Source organism: Clostridium sp. Marseille-P299, from assembly GCF_900078195.1.
In the GTDB taxonomy this organism is placed as follows: Bacteria; Bacillota; Clostridia; order Lachnospirales; family Lachnospiraceae; genus Lachnoclostridium.
This window is the reverse complement of sequence record NZ_FJVE01000006.1, coordinates 117,750-143,618: the sequence shown is the minus strand read 5'-3', so window position 1 is coordinate 143,618 and position 25,869 is coordinate 117,750. Positions and strand designations below refer to the sequence as shown.

The following is a 25,869-nucleotide window of genomic DNA, read 5'->3' as shown; positions in this document are numbered from 1 at the left end:
CCTCTTTCTTTGTATTAAGAAAAGAGTGGTTGTTATTGTTAAAAAAATGAAAATATGTTAATATTTGTAGAGATTATGAAATGTAAAAAATTAATATATTATGCTTGAAATGCTATTAGAACTAATTTTACTTCCAGTGATGGTAAGCAAAAAGTTGTAATTAATCAGAAAAAGGTAACGAAATCCAATGGTAATTTCACAATGCCAGAGGAATTTGATCAAATTTTCAATACGTTTATGCCAAATGTAATGAATACCGTTCAAAAACAAGAAGAAGTGGTAAGCTGTAAAGGTTGTGGAGCAAGTAATAAAATAATTGTTGGAAAGATACAGGAATGTGAGTTTTGTGGGGCATTACTAAATAGTGAAGATTAATAAGAAAAGCCGTTAACTCATTGTAATTTCGATGGTGTGACGGTTTTTCAATTTTGGCATAAAAGATTGATTTTCTAAAGTAATGAAGATTGGAGAAACCATACATGGTACAACTAGAAATACTTAGCAAAGAAAATGAACAAAAAGTACTTGCTATTGAACGAGATGATATACCAGAGTGCTTTGCAGAGAGCATGGCTTACACGATTCAATTGAGCCATTATGGAACTCAATATGGTATGAAAGGTTTTTGTTTTGCTATTAAGTATTTGGAAGATTACGTTGGTATTCTTTTAATTGGTGAAGCAATCCAAGATGATGCCGATCCAGACGAAGTTAAAAATAAATCCTATTTCAGAGTAATTGGTTTTGTGATTGACCGGCGTTATCGTGGCAGAGGAATTGGCAGTCAAGCTTTTTCATTAGCGCTAGAAATGATTTATAAAGAATATGGAAATGTACCTATACTTTTAGAATGCCATCGTAAAAATCAGTCCGCAATGCGATTTTATGAAAAAATGGGATTTAAAAACACAAACAAATTACATAATAATGACTACTATATGGTGAGGCTTTAAATTTTAAGTATAATTTAAATCATTTTAGATATAATATCTACTGGATATTGAATCACGTTCTAATCGTAATGTTAATTACGATAGAATTTGTTTGGGGTATCCATATTAATGTCTTATATATTGCGAAAGTTTATTCAACAGAATATAGGAGATGGTATGATGGAGGCTTTAGGAGACAACAGAATTACTATTAAAAGATTCAGGTAACCAATTGATTCACCAGAATAAGGAGATGGTAACGATGGAGGCTTTAGGAGACAACGGATTTACTATGGAAAGATTCAAGTTGTAGATGAAAATCGAAAAAATTTAAGCAATATGATGAGACATTAAAATGAAAATAGCAGGATTAATTCCTGCTATTTTTTAAAATATATTTTATCTTAATAATAAAAAAACGTTCTGCTTAGAATGTGCACTCGTACACATGGAATTGTGAAGTTTTCTACTGAATTAAAGTAAAGGGAGGAACAATAGGGATGGATAAAGAATGTATTTGAGTTTTACCCTTTGTAGCCCAAGGAAATGAAGCTCGAATAAATATCCAACCATATGATTTATCACATCCAAAATGTTCACATAACATCTCAGCTTCAGAATCATTCTTTGTACCCTCTTCTAAACAAGGGTCCCAATAGGAGGCACAGTAACTATTGTAGTGAACGGTTTTACCATTTAAAATGATGGGAAAATCAAAATTAGCGGATAGAGGATTTTCTGATTGCATTTGTTCTTGTAATTCCTCGGATATTTCATAGTTCTGCAAAACATCATGCCATTTATCGAGAAAATCCTGAATGGAACTAGGAGTTATTTGAACACAGAAATCTATCACTAAACCATCGTTACAAGAATAGATGGAAGGTATGTGCCAGGTTTTATTTTCCCAGGAAAAGACTTTGTTTATCGATATTTCTTTACCAGCTGTTCGGCCATTGGCAAACTCGTAAAAGTTCCCCCTATAAAAAACTTGCCACTCTGGAATAGCTAAGCTATCTTCTCCAATTATTTCATAATATTCTTTGGAATATCGTAAGGAAGAGTAATCAAAATTTTCTTGTAATGCTTTTACATATTCATAAGGGTGTTCTAACGGTGAAATCTGGAAGTGACGCTTTATTTCTTCTAATACAGAAGATTGTTCCGAAGTTTGTTCATTACTAGAGGTTATTTGAATAAACTCTGCAGTATCTAAATTATAAATTTGTTCTATAATAGTTGTATTACCACATGCAAGTAATAATCTTAAAAAATCTTTAAATGTAGAGGCGATGGGGTGAACATATTGATTAACACTTTCCATTGGATTTACTGAAAATACCATGTCTTTAAATCCACGAATCATGCAATAGTGAATTCCATCCACACCTTCCCAACCAATTACCTTAGCACCTAATGGCGTACAGAAGTATTCACTTGTTTCAATCCCTGGGATAAGACCAAGGCAAGAGGTGTCAAGATTAAGTTCTTTGTATTTTTTATAAAGATTCATATGTAATACTCCTATTTTTTGATTTATAAGTCATTAACTATTTACATTAAGAAAGTCCGTAGTCTCCATTCATAGTAACACAGTATATATTGTTTATCAATTAGTCTAACATACTATTATAAATGCAATAAATAGACAGGGATAAAAGGGAAGAGTATAAGATCCTGTTTAAATATATCTGGATTAAAAATTGGTAAAAGAGATTACTTATAAAATTGCATTAGAAAGAGTTTCAAGGGGAAGTCATTTCGATTTAATTATTTCAATTATCTCTCTTGACTCTCCTGTTAGGGGAGAATTTAAGATGGATTTACAAGAAGGGAGTGAGCAAATGTATCGCATCGGTGAATTTTCAAAAATGAGCAAAACAACAGTAAAAGCTTTGTACTATTATGACGAAATTGGATTACTAAAACCATGTAGAGTTTTGTGAAGCTGTTGAAACATTGGAAGAAGATTTTGATGACATAACATTCAAAAAAATCGATTCTGTTTTAGCTGTGTCTGTTATGCATAAAGGACCGTATTCAGAATTATCAAAAGCGTATGCTTTTGTGTTTGATTGGATCGATAAAAATCAATATACAGTAGCAGATTATCCAAGAGAAAATTATATTGATGGTATTTGGAATAAAGAAGATCCGAAGGAATGGTTAACCGAGTTACAAATTCCTATCATTAAAAATAAATAAATGAAAAAATTAAATCTTAATTTAAGCAAAAGATGATTAGAAGTTTAAACTTAAACAAATGATGATTGGAAATCTTAAACTTAAAAAAATGATGAGTGAAAATAGTTTAAAATACTTTACAAAAAATAGCAATTATATTATTTTATCATTATATTATAACCTTATATATAAATGCTGAGATAAGAGATAGTACTTATTTTTGATTTGTCAGAGAGAAGTCGGTTGGTGTGAGGCTTTAAAGAGAAAATAGGGAACCAGTCTTGGAGCAGTGAACCGAACAATTACGATTAAGTAGGCTTCAACGGGTACCCACCGTTATTTGGGAACAATATCGGTCCTTTGACCCGTATTGAATGAGAGCAGAGGAAACTCTGAAATTAGGTGGTACCACGGATTATATATTCGCCCTAAGCTGATGCATAGCTTGGGGCTTTTTTATTTATAAAATAAAAACAAACCAATCTGCAGAAGTGTTAGTGGTGGAGTTATATCAAGCATAAAGTGATAAGATTATTTTGCTGAGGAGCAGAAAGGAGAAAATATGAAGTTAGAAAAATTAGTTGGCGAAAGATTTAAAGAAAAACCAGCAGATTGTGTAATTGATAGTCATGCACTTATGATGAGAGGAGGCTACATGAAATATGTTGCAAGTGGAATCTACTCTCAAAATCCTGCGCTTAAAAGAATTACAAGAAAAATAGAGCAAATCATAAGAGAGGAAATGGACGCGATCGATGGTCAAGAAGTGCTATTTCCAGTTGTTATGCCAGGGGAACTGTGGAAGGAGTCTGGTAGATTTGATGCAATCGGAAGTGAACTTTGCCGTTTTAAAGATAGAAATGATACACCAATGGTTTTAGGTATGACTCATGAGGAGGCAGCAGTGCACTTGGTCCGAGAGTATGGGAATTCTTATGAAAAATACCCATTTATGATATATCAAATTCAAACCAAATTTAGAGACGAGGCGCGCCCAAGAGGAGGTCTAATTCGTGTTCGTGAATTTACAATGAAAGACGCCTATTCTTTTCATACATCCCAAGAAAATTTGGAGCAATATTATGACAAATGTTATAAGGCATATGAAAGGATTTTTGAAAGAGTTGGAGTACCAGAAGTAATTGCAGTTGCAAGTGATTCGGGTATGATGGGCGGGAAGGTATCCCATGAATATATGTTATTAACCCCTATTGGAGAGGACACATTGGCAATCTGTAAATCCTGTGATTATCGTTCAAATATGGAGGCCGCTGAAAGTATTGTTCATAATGATAACATGTTACCAAAAGCTGATCTAGAGCTGGTTTTTACGCCACACGCATCAACGATTGACGAGGTGTGCGCTTATTTAAATGTACCAGCAACACATTCCTGCAAGGCTGTGGTATATCAAAAGAATCTATCGGATGATTATGTAATTGTATTTATTCGAGGTGATCTAGATGTAAATGAAACCAAACTTCGTAATTATTTACAAGAAGAAATTCATCCAGCAACGATAACAGAGGAAAGTGGAATTATTGCAGGTTATATTGGTCCAGTTAAATTGGAGGGACAGGTAACTATTTTATTTGATAATTCTCTTCAAGGAATCGATAACTTATGTTGTGGTGCAAACAAGAAAGATTATCATTATATAGGTCTTAATTTGGAAAGAGACTGTGGCGCAATAGAATATCATGATTTTGCAAAAATAAAAGAAGCAGGAATTTGTCCTCACTGTGGGAAAGAATCAATAACAATTTCAAGGGGGATTGAAGTGGGGAACATCTTTCAGCTTGGTACGAAATATACGAAGTCTATGGGGATGCAGTATGTGGATCATGAAGGCAACCTACAATATCCATTAATGGGATGTTACGGGATAGGTGTTGGCCGTTTGGCGGCATCCGTATGTGAAGCCCATCATGATGAATATGGACCAATTTGGCCTATTTCAATTGCGCCATGGCAAGTTCATTTGTGCTGCCTTCGTTCTGATGATACAAAAGCAAAAGCATGTGCGGATGATTTATATGAGTTATTGCAAAAAGAAAAAATCGAAGTTCTTTATGATGATCGACAAGTCCGTCCTGGTGTTATGTTTTCGGATGCAGATTTACTAGGAATACCAGTTCGTGTAATTGTTAGCCCACGTAATTTACAAGAGAATTGTATAGAACTAGTAACAAGAGATAAAGTGATTCAAGAAAAGGTTTCATGTGAGGAAATAGTACCTAGAATAAAGGGATTAATTGCAGAGTTACTGAGAAATGGGAAGTAGCAATATGTAATACATGTTTATTATATAATTATGCTATACTAATTAAAAAAGATAAAGTAGACGGAGTTAGCATATCCTTTGTGGGGAGTACTAACTATGTCTACTTTATTTCACCATTATAACTAATTTTGGTTTGTTGCAGCTTCTTCTTTCATTACAAAACGAAGCTCATAGGCTATATCATTTTCATCATTAACTTTAATAAAATTATCTAACAAGGCTTTTAACACCTGTTCTGTGTTTTCTTCTGCTTTCATAAGCAAGCCATTGTTAATCGCCTTTTCTTCCATAAGTTTTTGTTGCGTTCCAAGAAACGCTGTTACATCTTCTGCGGATAGTCCGTTAAAGATGCTATTTTTCTCATCATAGAAAATTACAGAATCCATATCTACATCGTGGCTAGTAATGTAAGCAGATGGAAGGGTTACTGTTATTACGGCATCAGTTATGTTAACCTCAACCTTAGAAAGATCAATACCTGCCTTAATATTGCCATCATAAGAAACGATAAATGATTTTGTAGTAAAAGGCACATCATGTGAGAAAAACTTCAATGCGTCTTCAAATTTACCCATATTCGTATAATAATAGTTAACAGTTGCCAATTCACCAATTTGTTCGATTTCTTGATGCAAAGCATCTGAGGTAATTTGTGTGTGGTGATTTTTTTTATCTGCTTTCGTTTGTTGCCATTTTGAACCTATATTTATACCAAGAATTATAGATAGAACAACGATTGCGATTACTAAAATTGCAGGTAATTTTGAATTCTTGCTACTATGAATTGTTTTTTCTTCTTTCTTTCGTATTATACCCATTCTTGTTTCCTTTCTTTTGTATATTGCATTTGTATTGAGATTATACAAAAAAAGAAGGTGATTTTCAATGAATTTCCAGAGGTTTTGCCATAATTTTCATCAGTTATATGTAAACAAACAAAAATTAATTGTTAAAAAAATTTGCAAAGTTGTGTTATAATAACCCAGGCAGGAAATACAAGCGGTATACAAAGGGTATACAAACGGTACAGAAACAGTGTAGAACAGGAGGAATATTATGTTAAATGAAATTATGCACGTTGGCATTACCGTCAGTGATATGAATAAATCCATAGCTTTTTATCGAGATATTTTAGGCTTATCTTTTCAAGGAGAACTTCTTATGGAAGGAAAGGAAACCGATTTGCTGTTTGGACGAGAAAACTGCAAAGTTAGAGTTGCATACTTAAATGGAAGTGATTCTATGATGGCACCACCGGTGGAATTGATTCAATTTATTGGTGATGAAGCTGAAAAAACAAGCAGTGATTTGCATAAGACTTCAATTTCTGAGATTTGTTTTAAAGTTACAAATATTGATGAAGAATATAAGAAACTCATAAAACATGGAGTTGAGTGTTTATCAGAACCTCAGTTTTTTGATTTTACGGATAGTGGATTTGGTAAAAGTAAAGCTTTATATTTCAAAGACCCGGATGGGATTATTTTAGAACTTATGGAAACCATTGATGGATAATATGTGTGATTTAAGTATCAAACATTCCATCTTCTTGATGATATACTATATGGTGAATAAATTTCTAAATAGCATAGGAGATTATGAGCTGATTATAGATTATAGCTAAACCTATTATTAGATTAATTAATAATATTTATAAGTTTTATAAAAAGAAATAATAATTTTATCCACTTATTTTGTTGACATTTGTCGAATCGTAACGTAATATAAAAATGTGGTATCGTTACCGCTAAATTTATCAAAAGCATTTAGGGAGCTAAACCCAAGATGCCAATTATTTTATAAGGTAAAATGAATGGTGAAAATGATATTTTACATTCATAAAACAAGTAACAATAAGCAGGTATCGGGATTAGCCACTAGATATAAGTTAAGCTTTTAGGAGGAATAATGAAAAGATTAGTTTTATTATTAACAACATTTATTTTAACTTTAGGTATGTTAACTGGATGTTCAAGCAGTGAAGGAAAATCTGATGAATTTTCAGTAGCATTATTAATTCCGTTTCAGGGTGACCAATCTTTCTACGATTTAGCAGTAGAAGGCATGAACTTAGTAAAAGACCAAGTTGAAGGTGTAAGTACTAAAGTAATCGAAATTGGTAACGACGAATCCAAATGGGAATCTTATTTTATTGATGCAGCAGAAGCTGGATATGATGTAATTCTTAGCTGTAACTGGCAGATCACTCCATATATGAATAAAGTAGCAGAACAATATCCAGAACAAAAATTCATTAACTTCGATATTGAAGAAGGTTCTGGTTTAGAAAATGTTTACTCTATGTTCTATTCCACAAATGAAATCGGTTTTCTTTGTGGTGTAGTAGCAGCAGCAACAACTACTTCTGATATGGCATTAGCAGATGAAAATGCAAAAATCGGTTTCATCGGTGGTATGGACATCCCTGGAATTAACGATTTCATGGTTGGTTATATCGAAGGTGCAAAATATGTTAACCCAGACATCAAAGTTTCAGTATCCTATGTAGGAGACTTTACAGATGTTGCAACTGCAAAAGAAATTGCTTTAAATCAATACAAATCTGGTGTTGATATCATCTTTGCTTGCGCAGGTAACTCTGGTAATGGTGTAATCGATGCAGCAAATGAATTAAATAAATATGCAATTGGTGTTGATAGTGATCAAGCAAAACTTTATGCAGAATCTGATCGTGCAAAAGCTGAAAAGATTGTAACTTCTGGTTATAAAACGATCGATCAAACAATCCTTAGAGCTGTAAAAGAAGCAAAAGAAGGTACTTTAGCTTATGGAACTCACGAACAATTCGGTGTGAAAGAAGACGGTGTTGGTATCGTGAAAAACGAGTTCTATCAAGCAGCGGTAACTGAAGATGTAAACAAGACAGTAGAAGCGGCAGAAGCAGCTTTAAAAGCTGGTGAAGTTACAGTTTCTACAGCATTTAAAATGGATGACAAAGCAATTGTTGAATTAAGAGAAAGCGTTCAACCATAAGAACGTATAAAGATAAGACTTAAAAGGTCTGCTTATGAGATAGTAGGCAGACCTTTTTTTGGCTGTGTATCGCTATTGTGACTATGCAGGGTATGTTAGCTTATGGAGGGTAACTAATGAGTCATGAGTATATTTTAGAATTGAAGGACATAGCGAAAGTCTATGACAATGGTGTAGTAGCGAATAAGAACATCTCTGTTGGCTTTCGTAAGGGTGAAATCCATGCCATTGTAGGTGAAAATGGGGCGGGTAAATCTACATTAATGAAGATTATCTTCGGTCTTCAAAAGCCAACAAGTGGACAAATTTTATTTAATGGAAAAGAGATATCATTTCAATCTCCGCTAGATTCCATTGGAATCGGAATTGGGATGGTACATCAACATTTTATGCTAGTTCCTTCCTTTACAGTGCTTCAAAACATTGTATTAGGAGATGAACCTACGAGATTTAGCTTTATTGACTCTAGAAAGAGTAAGAAAAAAGCAGAAGATTTAGCAAAACAATATAATTTCCAATTGTCCATGGATGAAAAAATTGAGAATTTAAGTGTCGGAATGAAACAAAAAGTTGAAATTCTGAAACTTCTTTATAAAGGTGCTAAGGTGCTTATTTTAGATGAGCCAACAGCCGTATTAACTCCACAAGAAACAGAACAATTATTTGTTGAGTTAAAGAAATTTAAAGAAAGCGGACATACCATTATCTTTATTTCACATAAGTTAAACGAAGTAAAAGAGATTAGTGACCGTATTTCAGTTATCCGTAAGGGTGAGCTTATTTCAACTCATAATACAGAAGATGTAAGTCTTGAAAGCATCTCTGAACTTATGATTGGACGCCGCGTAGAGTATGAATATAGTCATATTAAGAAAGAAGTGGCGAATAAAAAAATCACCTTAAAAATGGATCAGGTTACCTTACAAGACGGAAAAATCAATGTACTAGATAACATTAATTTGATTGCAAAATCTGGTGAAATTTTAGGCGTTGTAGGTGTTGAAGGAAATGGTCAGTCAGAGCTTGTTGAAGTATTGTTTGGCTACAAACAACCAACTAGCGGTACCATCGCTGTAAACGGTATCTCTTTACTAGGTAAAAAGGTTAAAGATATTCGTGATAATGCAAAAGTTGCCTATATTCCAGAAGATCGTATGAGACAAGGAATTGCAGGTAGTGCAAGTATCAAAGAAAATATGATTTCTAGCTTTTTTGATGCGAAGGAATTTAACCACAAGTTCTGGATGAATCATAAAGCAATTGATGAACTAAGTGATTCTTTGATTAAAGAATATAGCGTAGTTTGTCAATCAAAAGAAACGGAAATCGAATCCTTATCTGGTGGTAATATTCAAAAGGTAGTTGTTGCTAGAGAATGTTATGCAAATCCAGAGTTATTAATTGCAGAACAACCAACCCGTGGTGTCGATGTAGGATCTGCAAGCTTTATCCATGAAAAGTTAATTGAACTTAGAAATAGCAACAAAGCAATTGTACTCTTAAGTGCAGATTTAGGAGAAGCTCTTGCTGTAAGTGATAAATTAATTGTTATGTATGAAGGCCAAATCGTTGGATTCTTTAATGATTTATCAGAATTGACAGAGACAGAGTTAGGTCTTTATATGTTAGGTATTAAGAAACAAAAGAAAGAAGATATAGAGAGGGTAATGTATGAAAAAGCTTAGTAATAAAGTAAAATATGAAATCGTTCAAATTACTACAGCCATTGTAATTGCCCTTCTTATTACATTGGTGGTATTATTTTTAACGAGTGATGAACCAATGCTTGCATTTACCAAATTAATCACTGCACCACTTACAAATATGAGATACTTTGGTAATGTACTTGAGTTGATGGTTCCCCTTGCATTTGCAGGTATTTCTGCATCACTTTTATTTAGAAGTGGATTGTTTAACATGGGTGGAGAAGGTATTTTCTACATTTCAGGTATTGTAGCAACGGTATTAGCTACTAGAAGTTTAGGAAATTCATTTGTACATTCCATGATTGTTATTCTTGGAGCCTCCATTTTTGGTGGTTTAATTGCTTGTATTTCAGGCTTTTTTAAAGCAAAATATGGTGCAGACGAACTTGTTACATCCTTAATGTTAAATACTATTTTATATGGTATTGGTTTTTATATTTTAAAAACTTATTTAAAGGATATGGCAGTGACTGGTGTAGCATCAGAAGCGTTTAAAGACACTGCGAGATTAGATGTATTAATTCCTAAGACAAGAGTAACGACTGGTTTTATTTTATTAATTATTGTTACCTTAGTGATTTGGTTTATTTATAAGAAAACAAGACTTGGCTATATGATTAAAATGACTGGTATCAATAAGGAATTTGCGAAATACTCTGGTATGAGTTTCTTTGCACTTACTATGATTGTTCATTTTATGTCTGGTTTTATTGCAGGTATGGGTTCAAGCGTTCATCTTATGAGTATGTACGAACGTTTTACTTGGTCAGCGCTACCAGGGTATGGTTTTGATGGTTGTTTAGTAGCGATGTTAGGTAAGAACCATCCAATTGGCGCATTTGTTGCAGCCTTTGGTCTTAGTTATTTAAGAACTGGCTCTGATATTATGGCAAGAAGCACAGATGTACCAGTTGAAATGATCGCAATTGTTGAGATGTCATTGGTATTATTAATTACAGCAGACTTCTTGGTTAAACGTTTTAAACGTAAAAAAGCAGTAGAAGGAGGACGTACGAATGGATAGTTTTATGGCTTTATTTTTAACACCTGCATTTGCATATGCGATTCTTCGTGTAACGACTCCAATTTTATTTGCCTCCCTTGGAAATGTAATTTCTAGTAAGGCTGGCGTAAGTAATATCGCCATGGAAGGAACCATGCTTACTGCATCTTTAGCAGGAGTTTTAGCTTCCGCTTACACAAAAAGTGCGTTTATTGGATTACTCGCAGCACTTTTGGTTGGAATGTTGTTTAGTGCATTTATGGCGTATTTAAGTTTGTTTTTAGGAACAAAGATTATTATGGCCGGTATTGCCTTAAACTTATTTGCAAGTAGCTTTACCGTATATATTTTATATTTGTTTACAGGTCAAAAAGGTAATTCTGCTTCTTTAGCAAGTAAGCAATTACCGACTATTGATATTCCAATTATTAAGAACATTCCTGTGATTGGAGAAATCTTTTCTGGACATAATGTTTTAGTATATGTAGGATTACTTTCTATCGTTGTTATTTATGTTATGTTAAATAAAACAAAGCTTGGTACTCATATCAAAGCAGTTGGTGAAAACCCAGAAGCGGCGGCGAGTGTTGGTATTAATGTACGTAGAGTTCAGTTTATCGCATTATGTCTTAGCGGTATTTTAGCTGGTTTTGGTGGAGCATTTATGTCCATGGGATATTTATCCATGTTTACTAGAGATATGATTGCAGGTCGTGGTTGGATTGCAATTGCTGCATGTGCCATGGGTAAATCTATGGTAATTCCAACGGTGATTACTTCCTTCTTATTTGGTATCTTTAGTGCAATTGGTAATGTTCTTCAGCTACAAAATATGCCATCTGAATTAATTACTACATTACCTTATGTTGCAGTTTTAATCGGAATCATTGTTTATTCCATTCGTAAATCCAAAGGAGAAAAATAAATGAGACCAATTTTAATTGATTGTGATCCAGGGCATGATGATGCAATGGCAATTATGCTTGCACTAGCGAACAGTGACCAATTAAAAGTACTTGGTATTACATGTGTTGGTGGAAATCAAACCTTAGAAAAAGTTAGTGAGAATGCCTTAAAGGTCCTTACTGTAGTAAATAAAAACATTCCAGTGGCAAAGGGTATGAAATCTCCTTTAATTAAAGAAATCGCACCTGCGCCAGAAGCTCATGGAGACACTGGAATGGATGGCCCAATTATTGAAGAAATCACAATGGATTTTGTGAAGCAAAATGGTGTAGAGTTCCTTAGAGATAAGATTTTATCAGAATCAGAGAAAGTAACAATAGTTGCTTTAGGACCTCTAACCAATATTGCGTTATTATTGAAAATGTATCCAGAAGTGAAGGAGAGAATCGAATGCATCGCTATAATGGGTGGAAGTGCTACGTCTGGTAATTCTACTGCAGCGGCAGAGTTTAATTTCTGGATTGATCCACATGCTGCGCATATGGTATTTCATTCAGGAATTCCTCTTATTCAAGCAGGGACAGAAGTGAGTCTTGCAGCAAGTATTCTTCATACTGAAATAGAGCAGTTTAAAGGAAAAGGCCGCGTTTCTAACTTTGTATATGATTTGTTAGAGTTTTATTCACAGTTCTCAAAACGTTTGGGAATTGATCGCAGTCCAATCTTTGATGCTTGCCCAGTGATGTATTTGCTACACCCTGAACTATTCGTTGCCAAAGACTATTATGTAGACATCGAATTAAATGGAGAATTGACAGCGGGAATGTCTGTGACGGATAAGCGTGTTTGGTTTGATATGAGAGAACCAAATACAAAAGTGCTATTGGATGTTGACCGAGAAAAATTTGTTGAATATTTAGCCGAAGCGATTTTTACGTTAGATAAAGAGTTAGCGTGTTAGATTTAGAACTTAAGAATGGAAGAAGAACTTAAGCGCTAATAGAAAGCGTAAGAGATAATTAAGAGTTTAATACTTAATTAATCGAATAAGAGTTAATTAAGGAACTTAAGAGTGAATGAAAAACTTTAGAGTTAATAAAAGAGCTTAAAAGTTAACTGAGGAGCTTAAGTGTTAACTATAGAATTTAAAGGCTATATAAAAGCAGGGATTAAAATAGGGGGCGCTTTGCGCTCCCTCTGTTTATATATCGGGGATTTCAGATTGATATATAGACAGAATAAGCAATTAAGATATAGAAGCTTCTAAAAAAATAAGAATCTTTATGTGGGAACGTGATGTATACTGCATGACATAAGGTTAGCTATTGTTACGGCGATAACTTGTCAATATGAATAAACACATTAACTTAATATAAATACATCAATTTTATATTAATACAACAAAATAATATTAATACATGTACATGACGTACTAAGGTAATAAAAGTCTTAGTAACAGTACATATCGAAAAGTATTTTATAGTCTTTTATAAAAAACTTATGATAGAAAGAGGGTATGAAACATGATTCAAAGAGATTATATAAAAAGAACTTATGCCGGTTGGCTTGGTAAAGTAATTGGTATCCGTATGGGCGCACCTATTGAAGGATGGCAAAGAGAAAAAATAGAATTATTTTACGGCAAAGAAATGAAAGATTATGTAGTAGATTATAAAGACTTTGCCGCAGATGATGATAGCAATGGTCCAATCTTCTTTATTCGTGGACTAGAACATTATAAAAATTTAAGTGCAAGAGAGATGGGATATACTTGTCTAAACTATATCGCAAAAGAACATGGATTCTTTTGGTGGGGAGGAGAACTATCTACAGAACATACTGCATTTAAGAATTTATTTGCTGGTATGGAGGCTCCTGAGTCTGGAAGTGCAAAAGTAAATGGTATGGAGATGGCAGAACAGATTGGTGGTCAAATATTTATTGATGGTTTTGGTTTTGTTGCACCTGGTAAACCTGAACTAGCTTGCCAGTTAGCAGAAGCAAGTGCTAGAGTAACTCATGATTTTGATGGTGTTGCAGGTGCTAGATTTATTGCAGCATGTATTGCACTTGCTTATGTGAAAAGTGATATCAAGGAAATCATGGAAGAGGCATTAACCTTTATTTCAAAGGACGGAAACTACTATAAGGTAGTAAAAGAAATGATGGACTACTATGAAGCAGGAAAAAGTAGCGATGAGGCATATCAATGTTTACGAGATAAATATTGGATCGATTGCTATAAAGGTGTTTGCCATATCATACCCAATGCAGGTATTATTGCGATTGCACTTTTATATGGAGAAGGCAACTACTTAAAAACAATGGAATTAGTGAATTTACTAGGCTTTGATACCGATTGTAATGCTGGAAATGTAGGTGCTATCTTAGGTGTAATTTGCGGAACCTATGAAGAGAATGAAACAGATGGAATACCAAAGTACTTAATTACTCCAATTAAAGATATTATGATAGCTTCTAGTGTAGTAGGAAGTTTAAATATTTCTACTCTTTCAGAAAACACATTATTATTCTGCAAGATTGGATATGAACTTGCGGGAGAAGAGATGCCAGAACCTTTTAAGAGAATTTGGGATGGGTTAGAAAAAGAGGTGAAACGTATTTCACATTTTGAATTCACCGATGCCATTCATGGGTTCCGTATCAAAGGCAATTATAAAAATGCAGAGTTAAGTGTAGTTACAACAGATGAAGATGCCTACCTTGGAGAGCGTTGTTTAAAGGCTAGAATCAATAATATTCATCCAGGCAATCAAGTATATATTTATCAAAAGACATACTATGAACCAGAAGATTTACACGATGCAAGATATCAACCATGTTTTTCTCCAATTGCATACACAGGGGATCAAGTTTCTTGTCAAATTAAAAATGTGACCGGGCAAAAGTTAATGGCATACTTATATTGCTATGATACGGTATCAGGGGAAAAATATCGTTTTGCTAGTGCTGAAATTAGTAGACAAGGGGATTCTTCCAAGTGGATTTCATTAGCAGGGCAAATTCCTACGATTCCAAATGCTAGAATTAAAGAAGTAGGGATAGAAATCGTATCAACAGAACCAGAAGATATTTACTTTGGTGAACAGGTTATTTTATATATCGATGAATTTGTAATACAAGGAAAACCAAACCTATCCATTGATTTTTCAACTTTATATTTAGAGGATTATTCTTTACACAGTACAGTACAAAAAGAGTTAAGTGGATTCACCCATTATCAAGGTAACATAGATGGTATTCAGTGTACGAAAGAAGGAGTAGAATTATCTAGGGAAGAGAGGATATTTACTGGAGATTACTATTGGAGAGATTATAGCTGCACGCTTAGATTTGCTATGAAAGAAGGAAAGCGATTCGACTTTTTACTTCGTGCCCAAGGTAATTTACGATCCTATGGAGTCCAGATTGCGGATAATGAATTACGAATCGTGTGTAATGCAGAGAATAAGGAAACGGTACTTGCTAAGGCTTCATTTGTACCTGAGTTAGAAAAAGAGTATTTACTATCCACGACAGTTAAGGGCTCTACGTTACAGATTGCATTAGGTGAAATAACGTTGTCTGTAGAAGATGCAACTTATGAGTACGGTATGATTGGGATGCAAATAGATGAAAGTTCCGTTGTTCTGTTAAAAGATATGAAAATTGAAAGCAAACTTTAAAGATAGTTTAACCCTACAATTGTAATCGTAAGGTTTATGTTATATAATATCATGATTACATTACCCTAAAAGTTTAATAGACAAAATGGGTGTAATGAAAAGATTTAGAAAGGATGCCATATGTGTTTTTTTAACATGCAATGGTGAAATTATGAAATCATTAGTAATCGCTGAGAAACCCTCAGTTGGTAGAGATATAGCAAAAGTTTTAAAATGTACTAAAAATATAAATGGAGCAATCGAAGGGGAACGTTATATTGTTACCTGGGGACTAGGCCATCTAGTTACTCTAGCAGACCCAGAAGCTTATGATGAAAAATATAAGGAATGGAAAATGGAACATCTTCCGATGTTGCCAAAGAAGTTTGAGTTAGTTGTCATGAAGCAAACTGGGAAACAATATCACGTAGTTAAGACACAAATCAACAGGAAAGATGTATCAGAAATTATTATAGCCACCGATGCAGGTCGTGAAGGTGAATTAGTCGCAAGATGGATACTTGAAAAGGCGAATAATAAAAAACCAGTAAAGAGATTATGGATTTCTTCTGTTACAGATAAAGCAATCAAAGAAGGGTTTGCACACCTAAAGGATGGTAAAGAGTATGAAAACCTTTATCAAGCAGCAGTAGCCAGGGCAGAATCAGACTGGATTGTTGGAATGAATGCAACAAGAGCACTTACTGCGAAATATAATGCAAGTCTTTCTTGTGGTAGAGTTCAAACGCCTACTCTTGCAATGATTGCAAAAAGAGAAGAAGAAATAAAAAGTTTTCAACCTGTTCCTTATTATGGTTTAATTGGTAGAGCAAACGGAATGACGATTACCTGGAAAGATAAGAAATCTGGTAGTCATACTACCTTTGATAAGGGAAGAATTGAAGAGTTGTTAAGGGCAGTAACAGGAAAGAATGGAATCGTTACAGAAGTAAAATCTACAATGAAAAAGTCCTATTCACCTGGGTTATATGATCTTACTGAACTTCAAAGGGATGCAAATGTGCGATATGATTTTTCAGCAAAAGAAACTTTAAATATTATGCAACGTTTATATGAAAATCATAAAGTATTAACCTACCCAAGAACGGATTCAAGATACCTTAGTACAGACATCGTTGGGACTTTAAAGGAACGACTTGATGCAATTACAATAGGGCCTTATAAAAAATTAGCAAGTAATATAGCGAGAAAACCAATCGTTACGAATTCAACCTTTGTAGACAATAAAAAAGTTAGTGATCATCATGCCATCATACCAACGGAACAATATGTTCAACTTGATAATATGAGTTCCGATGAGAGAAAAGTATATGATTTGGTAGTAAAAAGATTTTTATCTGTATTATATCCACCATGTGAATATGAAGAAGTTGCAATAAAAGTACAAGTAGAAAATGAAGAGTTCACAGTAAAAGGTAAGGTGATAAAATCACTTGGATATAAAGAAGTTTATGCAAACTCTAATGATGAGGAAAATGAAGATGAATCTTTACCAAAGTTAAGCAAAGATGATGTATTAGACAATATAAAATTCTCTATCACTGAGGGAAAAACAAAACCGCCAGCACCATTTAATGAAGCAAGTTTATTATCTGCCATGGAAAATCCTATCAACTTTATGGAAGAAAAACAAAAGGATATGGTAAAAACTTTAGGAGAAACCGGCGGACTTGGAACGGTTGCAACCCGTGCGGATATCATTGAAAAACTTTTTAATTCCTTTTTGATGGAGAAGCGTGGAAAGGACATTTTCGTTACTTCCAAGGGAAAACAGTTATTAGAATTAGTTCCAGATGATTTAAAGAAACCAGAATTAACTGCAAAACTTGAAATGAAATTATCCCAGATAGCAAAAGGAAATCTAAAAAAACAAGTTTTAATGAATGAGATGGTGGATTATACAAAAGAGATTATAAATGAAATCAAAGACAACGATGGAAAGTTTCGTCATGATAATTTAACAAATACCAAATGCCCGAAATGCGGTAAAAGGATGTTATCCGTAAATGGCAAAAACAGCAAAATGTTAGTATGCCAGGACCGTGAATGTGGACATAGAGAAACGATAGAGAGAACGAGTAATGCAAGATGCCCTGTATGCCATAAAAAGATGAGTCTTAGAGGAAAAGGGGAAAGTCAGATATTTACCTGCTCTTGTGGTTATAAAGAAAAACTTTCAGCATTTACAGAAAGACGTAAAAAAGAAGGTGCTGGAGTTAGTAAAAAAGACGTTGCTAAGTACTTGAATAAACAAAAGAAAGAAGCAAGTGAGCCATTAAATAATGCATTTGCCGAAGCTTTTGCAAAAATTAAATTGCAATAATATGGGGCTTGTTACTTTATAGTGTATTATTTATACCTTTTTATAAATAAATTTTAAACAATAATAGCTCCATATTACATCCATAACTCTATTTTACAATATAGGTAATTAAAATAATAAGGAGGCAGTTAAATGCATTGTAATGTGGACAAGGAAGAAAAAAGGAGCTAAGCATAGCCCATTAAAACATATGCTTATTTGTTGTGGACTACCAATACTCATTATATTATCACTACCTTTTATAGGAAAATGTAGCCCAGTAATTGCTACATTATTAGGAACTATAGCACCATTTATATGTCCTATCATGATGGGTGGTATGATGTATAAAGGAATAAGAATTCGTTCGTATTGGGATGCTAACAGACAAAAATTCTGTCGTACTACTTAAAGATGTACGCATAAAAAGATTGACCGTTTGCCCAATGTCATTAAGTTAAGACATTGGAAGTGAACTTCTCAGAGAACAGAGTATGTAGAAATACGTACCCTGTTCTTTTTTAGCAATATTTTTAAAAAGTTCTTGTTAAAGATAAAAAATATGTTGAAGCCTTAAATTAATTCAAAAAGGATAATCTTATTATTAAAACTGAGTTACTAAATAAAAAGGCCGATATTGATGTGAAGATTAAACTGACTCATAAAAATTTGAGATTGCATTATTGAAATGAATTACAAGAAAATATAAAGTGACAATAAGACTTTTTTCATTATCAATATTGTTCAAATATTGTAGTTTTTAATACATTATTAAATTATCTTTAATATTTTTCAAAACAGCGATAATACTGCCTATTTATTAAAATTTAGTATAAAACTCCTAAATTGCTAGAAAATATTGACAACAATATACAAACAAAGTATATTATATAGTGACACGAGGGGAAACTAATATCCAAACATTTTGAAAGGAGTTATATAATGAAAATTAGAAAAGTAGTGCTTAGTACTTTAGTACTTAGTTTAGTAGTTAATATGTTATTCTCGTTCAATTCTAATAATGCAAAAGCAGAATCTAATGAGGTTTTAAGTTGGGAAGAAAATCTAATAAATTCATTAATTCAAAGCGGTGAGTTAACTGATAAGGATTATACATACTTAGGGCATGTAGAATTAAATGAAACAGGAAATGCAACAATAAGTAGAAACATAAATGACGATAATGCAGAAACAAACAATACTGAACAATATGCAATTTCACTTTTATCTCAAAACGATGATAATACTGTAGAGCAAACCATAATCGTTCCTTATGCTTATGATGATTCAGACTCTCTTGTGAGCATGTTATCAGGTTATACTTCTAATACAGATTCGTATAAACCAACAGATATACCAGATGTAACATTAGTTGTTAATGCGATTTATAGATATTATCCTCAGGAGAATTATGATTGGGCAGGTCCATATTTTAATCCATATCAAGTTACTGCAAGATGCTCAGTTACTGATTCCAGTAGCAAAGTTAGTATTTTAAAAGGTATATTTCATACAAAGATGGTATATCATTATTTAGCAACAGGATCACAGGTTAGTAATACTATTACGGAATTAAAGAGTATTGCTTCTCAGTCAAATCCAACTTATAACTATAGCTATCCTGGAAATATGCTCTCCATACCTACGGATAGAGCATTTTTAACATCAGGAAATGGTGTTACCACAGGAATTGGAGTTGGTTATTCAGTAACTGTAGTTAAAAATGGTGCGAGCAAAACATATGAAAATACAGTGGATGTTACTTTTCCTGGTCAATAATAATGAAGGTTAAATGCAACTTATAGATAGAATTATGTTCGAAATGTACTCTTTATACCAACGGATATAGCATTTCTAATGACGAAAAATGTTCTAACACATTAATTGGATTTGGCTATTTCGTAATTGTAACTAAAAGCGGTATAAGAAGGAATGTAAAGTACAACGGATGCTGGGGTTGTTGTTTGGTGTTAATTTCTATACGTGTTGCTTAAGTTTTAATTAATTTAAAAGCTTTGACATTGGATTTAGTTATTGAATTTTTTTGAAAGGAGTACCATATGTTCCAAAAATTCAAAATAAGAAATAGAATACTTCTAATAGTAATTCCAATTATAGTTTTAATTATTGTAATGTTTTCCTTCCGCTATTACAGTAATAAACAGCCATTAAAGGTTAATACCCTTGAATATTTTATTCAGGGAACTACTATAGAGCAAAAAGGATTACCATGGGGATCAGAACCATCAGAAGCGATTAAATACTTTGGAAAAATGGATGAATCGTATGAAAGATACCTCTCTTACAAGCAAAGATTAATACCGATAAGGCAGATATATTTTAAAGATTTGGATTTGAATACAGAGAGTATTGGAATTATGTATACAACAGAGGGAAAACTTAAAGAAGTAGTGTATGTATTTCGATTTGATACTGTTGAAGATTCTGTTAAAGCGCATCTAAAATTGTTAAATTGTTTTTCGGATAGTTTTCCGTCAGAAATAGAATATGAAGAAGTTGATAATGGAGTACTTGTGACGAATCAGAATGGCGAACTTATCTCGAATCCAGAATACTGGTGGAAAGATAAGAGTGGAAATTCCATACAACTTGTTAATTATAGCTATAATCAAGAGTCGCCTTCTATATCACTCACACTTTATTCCTCTAAATATTAGTTATTACGAGGGAGAAAATATAGTTAAAGCATAAAATCTGGCTTTAAAAAGCGATAAATTATAGAAAAATAAGAGTTTAATAATAAAAAAATGGTATTAAGCTAATGTCATTAAGTTAGAGATATTGAAGTGGGTGTGCTTTTCTTGGAAAAGACATATGAAAACTATGATGGTTTTCATATGTCTTTTTTTGATATCATTGCCATCGTGTAATATTAACACTATTTTTTGACTATTGTTAGCACAAAAAGTCGAATTATAACATATAGTATCTTGTAAGGTTAACCTTTACACAGTTATTTGTGAGAAAGGAGTGATTTTATGTGGCGTCATAGAAAGTTTTTCAGGCATAGGAAGCGTAGACATCATAGGTGTAGACGTTGGTTTGGTAGACGTTGTTGCTCGTAATGCTATATAGTTCTTAGGATAAACTTATTAAGTCCATCATCCATAAGGTGATGGACTTAATAAGTTGTATTGAAATGAAAATTTACTACTAGCTTTGCTGATAGTCCTGATTGTAAATATTTCTTTGCTGTAATATGGATGGTTACCTTTTAGTAACTATGTAATAAAAAGGTGCGTACTTTTACTTTGGGTTTTCCTTTGGTAAGATATATTTGATAAGAGGGAAGTGTAGAGATCTATATTAAGAGAGGACAAGATATTTATGTCATTAAGAAATATACAAACCACCCAAACGAAAGATTTAGTAAAAAAATTAATATGGGAAATTGATAGGGCAGATGCAATCGTAATTGGGGCAGGAGCAGGACTTTCTACTTCAGCAGGGTTTACCTATTCCAGAGAGCGTTTTTCTAAATATTTCAGTGATTTTGAGAAAAAATATGGGTTTCATGATATGTATACTGGTGGATTTTATCCTTATCAGACACTGGAGGAGTATTGGGCATACTGGAGTCGATATATCGAAGTCAATCGTTATCAGGATATACCAAAGCCAGTTTATAAGGACTTGCTCGGGCTTATAAAAGACAAGGAATATTTTATTATAACAACCAATGTAGACCACTGTTTTCAAAAAGCAGGATTTGATAAGAAAAGGCTATTCTATACACAGGGAGACTATGGATTGCTGCAATGTTCAGTACCTTGTTGTCAAAAAACTTATGATAATAAGGAAATTATCAGCCGTATGGTTAAGGAACAAAAAGACATGCGTATACCAACGGAGTTAATTCCTAAATGTCCAGTATGTAAAAAGCCTATGACAGTAAATTTACGTTCAGATAATCATTTTGTGGAGGATGAGGGATGGCACAAAGCAGCCAGTCGGTATAATAATTTCATACAACAATATAAAAATAGGAATGTTCTGTTTTTAGAATTAGGAGTGGGGTATAACACGCCGGGTATTATAAAATATCCATTTTGGCAGATGACTGCTCAAAATCCCAAAGCTGTTTATGTATGCCTGAACAATGGAGAAGCTGTTTGTCCACAGGAAATTGAAAAACAAGCAATTTGCATCAATAGCGATATCGAAGATGTGTTAAAATCAATGAGATTGATAAAAAATATAGACTTGTAAATTGTTCTTACTGTGATGTATCTAAACTTTTTAAAATATGGCTTAGATACATCGGAATATGTAGACTAGTTTTAGAAAGGTGTGGATGATGTGAATCAGAATGAGAGATTAGAATATTTGCTACAAAAATTCAAAGAAGATTCTATACAATATAAAAATTTAGAGATTAAAGGAAACTATGATGAAAAAAGGATGGTACTTCGTTCTCTTATGAACATTCGTATGCATAAGAAGATGTCGAATGAAATACTAAAAGTACAAGATGAGTTTTTGATGGAAGAAGCAGAGAATAAAGGAATTGTCCAGCTTTCTAACATACCAACAGTGGAAAAACAATATGGAAGCAAACATCCATATGCTGATAAACTTTCCATTTGGCAGGGGGATATTACTAGACTTAAAGTAGGGGCGATTGTAAATGCTGCCAATTCTCAAATGCTTGGGTGCTTTATACCATGTCATCGTTGCATTGACAATGCGATTCATTCTGCAGCAGGGATTGAACTTCGGGCAGAGTGCCATAGTATGATGAACCGTAAAAGAACACAGTTTGGATTAGAGTACGAAGAACCAACAGGAGCGGCAATGTTGACCAAGGGATATAATCTACCTGCACAGTATGTGATTCATACGGTGGGACCAATCGTAGAAGAGAAAGTCACAGATGACCTTTGTTATGCTTTGCAAAATTGTTATGAAAGTGTTTTAAAATGTTGTATGGAAAATGGTATTCGATCAGTTGCATTTTGCTGTATTAGTACCGGAGAATTTAAGTTCCCAAATGATATAGCAGCAAGGATTGCAGTGGAAACAGTAACACACATTTTACATGAACATTCAGAATCATTTGAAAGGGTGATTTTTAATGTATTTAAAGATTTGGATAAAAAATATTACGAGCAAGAGTTAGTAGATGGAAAAAAATATTTAGATGGTTATAAATAATTGACGCTAAATATTGCATAAGTAATGTATCATGCTAGTCTGAATACCGTCAACGTATAGTGTTTCTGAAATTTATACAATCTTATTTCATTTTAGGTATGATAATAAGAAATATAGTATTAATAAAATGATACTTAAGGGATAATTACATATTTAAAAATACCCAGTGTGCCTATAGACACAACTGGGTATTTTAGATATATAGGAAAATCTGCATTTTGTATCTTTACATCCAGGAAGAACTCCATTTTAAACCCAAAAGCTCAGATTCCGATATACTCCTGTAAAGTTATAATATATTTATTATTCGCAGGAAAGAGTTGCCTGAATCAAACCGTTATTGTCAAGTTTGGCAAGTTCCTTAACTTTGTCCATGGATAAGCCAACAGCCTTTGTAAAGCGTTCGCCGTATTCTGGATCAGCAAGGTAGCAGTGAACCGCATGACGATATTTGATATTCTCAGTAACAGGAGCGATATCAGCGGCAGTATTTTGAATGAGGATTTCTTTTTTGTCTTCAGTTAATACACGCCATAAATCTCCACCAGCACGGAAGCAATCATCTGTTGGGTCATCCTTTGGATCATAACGGTACATTGCACCTTCTAAATCTAGAGGTGGCTCCATAACATCAGGTTGAGCAGTCCAAGCACCGTAGCTATTAGGAGTATAAGCTGGAGTGCCACCGTAGTTACCATCTACACGCATAGCACCATCGCGGTGATATTCATTCACTTCAACCTTAGCACGGTTAACAGGAATATGATTATGATTTACACCCAAACGATAACGCTGTGCATCGCCGTACGCAAATAATCTGCCCTGTAAGAAACGATCTGGACTAAATCCGATACCAGGAACTACGTGAGCAGGTGTGAATGCTGCCTGTTCAACTTCAGCAAAATAGTTTTCTGGATTGCGATTTAATTCAAGCTCGCCAACTTCGATGAGAGGATATTCGGCATGACGCCAGATTTTTGTGATGTCAAATGGATTCTCATAGTGATTTTTCGCCTGTTCTTCTGTCATGATCTGTACATACATAGTCCATTTAGGGAAATCGCCACGTTCAATAGCGTCATATAGATCCTTTCCATGGAACTCACGATCCATACCGTTGATTTTGGCTGCTTCTTCGTTACTAAGGTTTTTAATACCTTGTTTTGTTTTGAAATGGAACTTACACCACACGCGCTCGTTCTTTTCATTATAGAAGGAGAAAGTGTGCTCACCGAAGAAATGCATATTACGGAAGGAAGCAGGAATGCCTCGATCACTCATAACTACAGTAATTTGATGGAAGCACTCAGGAAGCAAGGTCCAGAAATCCCAGTTATTTTGTGCGGAGCGGCGGCCAGTACGTGGGTCACGTTTTACAGCACGGTTTAAGTCTGAGAAATTATGCACATCACGTATGAAGAAAGTTGGAGTGTTGTTACCAACTAAATCCCAGTTACCTTCTTCTGTGTAGAATTTAACGGCTACACCACGGATATCACGTTCACAGTCAGCAGCACCACGTTCACCTGCAACAGTAGAGAAGCGAATAAATAGATCGGTTACTGCGCCAGGTTGTAGAACCTTTGCTTTGGTGTACTTAGAAATATCATGGGTTACAGTGAGCTTACCATAAGCTCCCCAGCCCTTGGCATGCATACGTCTTTCAGGAATAACCTCTCTATTAAAATGAGCCATTTTTTCCATTAGCCATACGTCTTGCATTACGACAGGCCCACGTGGACCAGCAGTCATACTATTTTCATTATCAGCGACTGGAGCGCCAACTTCATTCGTTAATTTCTTATATTCGTTCATGTTAAATCTCCTATCATTTTATTTTTTGTTTTGTGTAATATCACAAGGATACTAACAGCTAAATAATTTTAGTATATTTAGGGGTTTTGTAAGATTGTAATTCGATGAGAAATACAAATACAAATAAATAAAATTTTTAATTTATAGAGACAGACACATGGCCAGCATCCATAAATAGCAACAGGTTTTTGGTAGCATAAGCATACCAATTTTAGGGTTACGGTTTGACCATAGCACTACTGGAAGATAAAATCCAAAGCTAAGCACAATGGCGAGCCACATGAACCCAAATCCCTGTGTTATATTTCTTTGTAAGAAGAAGAGTAAAGCGACGACAGCACCCTGCAGAAAAAATGGAATGTTGCGCCAAATTCCCCAACTAACTGGAGGATATCGATCCTGCCATCTATTCTGTGGTAATAGACAGAGTAGAATTCGTACAGCGGCTAGGAAATAAACTAAATATGTCCATAAATTGCCGACGTTTGGGGAGAAAATCATCAGACCAATTTGCCACATAAACAGATAAAATACTGTCATAGTGATTGAGGTAATCTGCTTTCCTATACCAAGAGATCGGCGTAGGCGTTCCTCCTTATGTGTAATTATCAATAGGATTCGTGGCAAAAGGTGAAATGCATCACCACAGGCTAAAACTATAGCCATGATACCAGCTAGAATGCGTGCGTCATTATCTAATTTAGACGATATAAGAATGAAACCAAGGATTAAGGCAGCAATGAGATAAAGTGCATCAAATACAGCTTCAAATATTCCAAATACTCGTTTCATTCTCAAAATACCTCCTTTCCTATTTTTAAATCCAGTGAATGTGGATTGTTTACAAATCCAAACATGATTACTTTCTATGTATTAAAGATT

22 protein-coding genes and 1 other annotated feature are annotated in these 25,869 nt (G+C 33.9%); of the genes, 18 read left to right on the top strand and 4 right to left on the bottom strand.

The features are described 5' to 3' along the window. Nucleotides 1-201: 201 nt before the first annotated feature. Both BN4220_RS19995 and BN4220_RS04655 read left to right on the top strand, forming a co-directional pair. Entirely contained in the window at nucleotides 202-375 is a 174-nt protein-coding gene (locus tag BN4220_RS19995; protein WP_156476398.1) for a hypothetical protein, read from the top strand. Between the two features lie 104 nt (nucleotides 376-479). Beyond that, complete coding sequence (locus tag BN4220_RS04655; RefSeq protein WP_066714220.1) at nucleotides 480-953, top strand: GNAT family N-acetyltransferase; 474 nt, start codon at nucleotides 480-482, stop codon at nucleotides 951-953. Between the two features lie 445 nt (nucleotides 954-1,398). Here BN4220_RS04655 and BN4220_RS04650 read toward each other — a convergent pair whose 3' ends face one another. Continuing rightward, the gene (locus tag BN4220_RS04650) at nucleotides 1,399-2,445 is read right to left on the bottom strand and encodes a hypothetical protein (protein WP_066714218.1); all 1,047 of its coding nucleotides are present in this window, start codon (nucleotides 2,443-2,445) and stop codon (nucleotides 1,399-1,401) included. Nucleotides 2,446-2,749: 304 nt separating this feature from the next. On the opposite strand from BN4220_RS04650, the gene BN4220_RS19710 reads away from it, so the two are divergent. The 3 genes from BN4220_RS19710 to BN4220_RS04640 all read left to right on the top strand — a co-directional run bounded on the left by BN4220_RS19710 (nucleotide 2,750) and on the right by BN4220_RS04640 (nucleotide 5,400). Continuing rightward, nucleotides 2,750-2,878, top strand: a complete 129-nt coding sequence (locus BN4220_RS19710) for a MerR family DNA-binding transcriptional regulator (RefSeq protein WP_082812109.1) — start codon at nucleotides 2,750-2,752, stop codon at nucleotides 2,876-2,878. 13 nt (nucleotides 2,879-2,891) lie between these two features. Then, entirely contained in the window at nucleotides 2,892-3,137 is a 246-nt protein-coding gene (locus BN4220_RS04645; RefSeq protein WP_066714216.1) for a GyrI-like domain-containing protein, read from the top strand. A gap of 167 nt (nucleotides 3,138-3,304) precedes the next feature. Continuing rightward, nucleotides 3,305-3,550, top strand: a binding site (T-box leader). 128 nt (nucleotides 3,551-3,678) lie between these two features. After that, the gene (locus BN4220_RS04640; RefSeq protein WP_066714214.1) at nucleotides 3,679-5,400 is read left to right on the top strand and encodes a proline--tRNA ligase; all 1,722 of its coding nucleotides are present in this window, start codon (nucleotides 3,679-3,681) and stop codon (nucleotides 5,398-5,400) included. Nucleotides 5,401-5,522: 122 nt separating this feature from the next. Here BN4220_RS04640 and BN4220_RS04635 read toward each other — a convergent pair whose 3' ends face one another. Next, nucleotides 5,523-6,218, bottom strand: coding sequence for a DUF4230 domain-containing protein (locus BN4220_RS04635; protein WP_066714212.1), 696 nt, complete (start codon nucleotides 6,216-6,218; stop codon nucleotides 5,523-5,525). A 238-nt stretch (nucleotides 6,219-6,456) separates the two neighbouring features. On the opposite strand from BN4220_RS04635, the gene BN4220_RS04630 reads away from it, so the two are divergent. From BN4220_RS04630 to BN4220_RS04570, 13 genes are all read left to right on the top strand, one after another. Then, a complete protein-coding gene (locus BN4220_RS04630) occupies nucleotides 6,457-6,915 on the top strand; it encodes a VOC family protein (RefSeq protein WP_066714210.1) in 459 nt (152 codons plus the stop codon). A gap of 393 nt (nucleotides 6,916-7,308) precedes the next feature. Then, nucleotides 7,309-8,394, top strand: a complete 1,086-nt coding sequence (locus BN4220_RS04625) for a BMP family ABC transporter substrate-binding protein (RefSeq protein ID WP_066714208.1) — start codon at nucleotides 7,309-7,311, stop codon at nucleotides 8,392-8,394. 116 nt (nucleotides 8,395-8,510) lie between these two features. Next, complete coding sequence (locus tag BN4220_RS04620) at nucleotides 8,511-10,079, top strand: ABC transporter ATP-binding protein (protein WP_066714206.1); 1,569 nt, start codon at nucleotides 8,511-8,513, stop codon at nucleotides 10,077-10,079. Continuing rightward, nucleotides 10,066-11,124, top strand: a complete 1,059-nt coding sequence (locus tag BN4220_RS04615) for an ABC transporter permease (RefSeq protein WP_066714205.1) — start codon at nucleotides 10,066-10,068, stop codon at nucleotides 11,122-11,124. Before BN4220_RS04620 ends, BN4220_RS04615 begins: the two co-directional genes overlap by 14 nt. Then, the gene (locus BN4220_RS04610) at nucleotides 11,117-12,028 is read left to right on the top strand and encodes an ABC transporter permease (protein WP_082812108.1); all 912 of its coding nucleotides are present in this window, start codon (nucleotides 11,117-11,119) and stop codon (nucleotides 12,026-12,028) included. Before BN4220_RS04615 ends, BN4220_RS04610 begins: the two co-directional genes overlap by 8 nt. Then, nucleotides 12,029-12,970, top strand: coding sequence for a nucleoside hydrolase (locus BN4220_RS04605; RefSeq protein ID WP_066714204.1), 942 nt, complete (start codon nucleotides 12,029-12,031; stop codon nucleotides 12,968-12,970). It begins immediately after the preceding gene. 562 nt (nucleotides 12,971-13,532) lie between these two features. Further along, nucleotides 13,533-15,695 (top strand): ADP-ribosylglycohydrolase family protein, encoded by a 2,163-nt coding sequence (locus BN4220_RS04600; protein WP_066714203.1) that lies wholly within the window; start codon nucleotides 13,533-13,535, stop codon nucleotides 15,693-15,695. A 151-nt stretch (nucleotides 15,696-15,846) separates the two neighbouring features. After that, on the top strand, nucleotides 15,847-18,018 hold the full coding sequence (locus tag BN4220_RS04595; protein ID WP_066715421.1) for a DNA topoisomerase III: 2,172 nt from the start codon (nucleotides 15,847-15,849) through the stop codon (nucleotides 18,016-18,018). Nucleotides 18,019-18,160: 142 nt separating this feature from the next. Further along, nucleotides 18,161-18,409, top strand: a complete 249-nt coding sequence (locus tag BN4220_RS04590; RefSeq protein ID WP_066714201.1) for a hypothetical protein — start codon at nucleotides 18,161-18,163, stop codon at nucleotides 18,407-18,409. Between the two features lie 530 nt (nucleotides 18,410-18,939). After that, nucleotides 18,940-19,776 (top strand): hypothetical protein, encoded by an 837-nt coding sequence (locus BN4220_RS04585; RefSeq protein ID WP_066714199.1) that lies wholly within the window; start codon nucleotides 18,940-18,942, stop codon nucleotides 19,774-19,776. 281 nt (nucleotides 19,777-20,057) lie between these two features. Beyond that, a complete protein-coding gene (locus BN4220_RS04580; RefSeq protein ID WP_066714197.1) occupies nucleotides 20,058-20,675 on the top strand; it encodes a hypothetical protein in 618 nt (205 codons plus the stop codon). Nucleotides 20,676-21,345: 670 nt separating this feature from the next. Then, nucleotides 21,346-22,227: an SIR2 family NAD-dependent protein deacylase gene (locus tag BN4220_RS04575; RefSeq protein ID WP_066714195.1), complete on the top strand. Its 882-nt coding sequence runs from the start codon at nucleotides 21,346-21,348 to the stop codon at nucleotides 22,225-22,227. 90 nt (nucleotides 22,228-22,317) lie between these two features. After that, on the top strand, nucleotides 22,318-23,172 hold the full coding sequence (locus tag BN4220_RS04570) for a protein-ADP-ribose hydrolase (RefSeq protein WP_066714193.1): 855 nt from the start codon (nucleotides 22,318-22,320) through the stop codon (nucleotides 23,170-23,172). A 303-nt stretch (nucleotides 23,173-23,475) separates the two neighbouring features. Here BN4220_RS04570 and BN4220_RS04565 read toward each other — a convergent pair whose 3' ends face one another. Both BN4220_RS04565 and BN4220_RS04560 read right to left on the bottom strand, forming a co-directional pair. Next, complete coding sequence (locus tag BN4220_RS04565) at nucleotides 23,476-24,987, bottom strand: catalase (protein WP_066714191.1); 1,512 nt, start codon at nucleotides 24,985-24,987, stop codon at nucleotides 23,476-23,478. A 141-nt stretch (nucleotides 24,988-25,128) separates the two neighbouring features. After that, nucleotides 25,129-25,779 (bottom strand): hypothetical protein, encoded by a 651-nt coding sequence (locus BN4220_RS04560; protein ID WP_066714189.1) that lies wholly within the window; start codon nucleotides 25,777-25,779, stop codon nucleotides 25,129-25,131. Nucleotides 25,780-25,869: the final 90 nt, after the last annotated feature.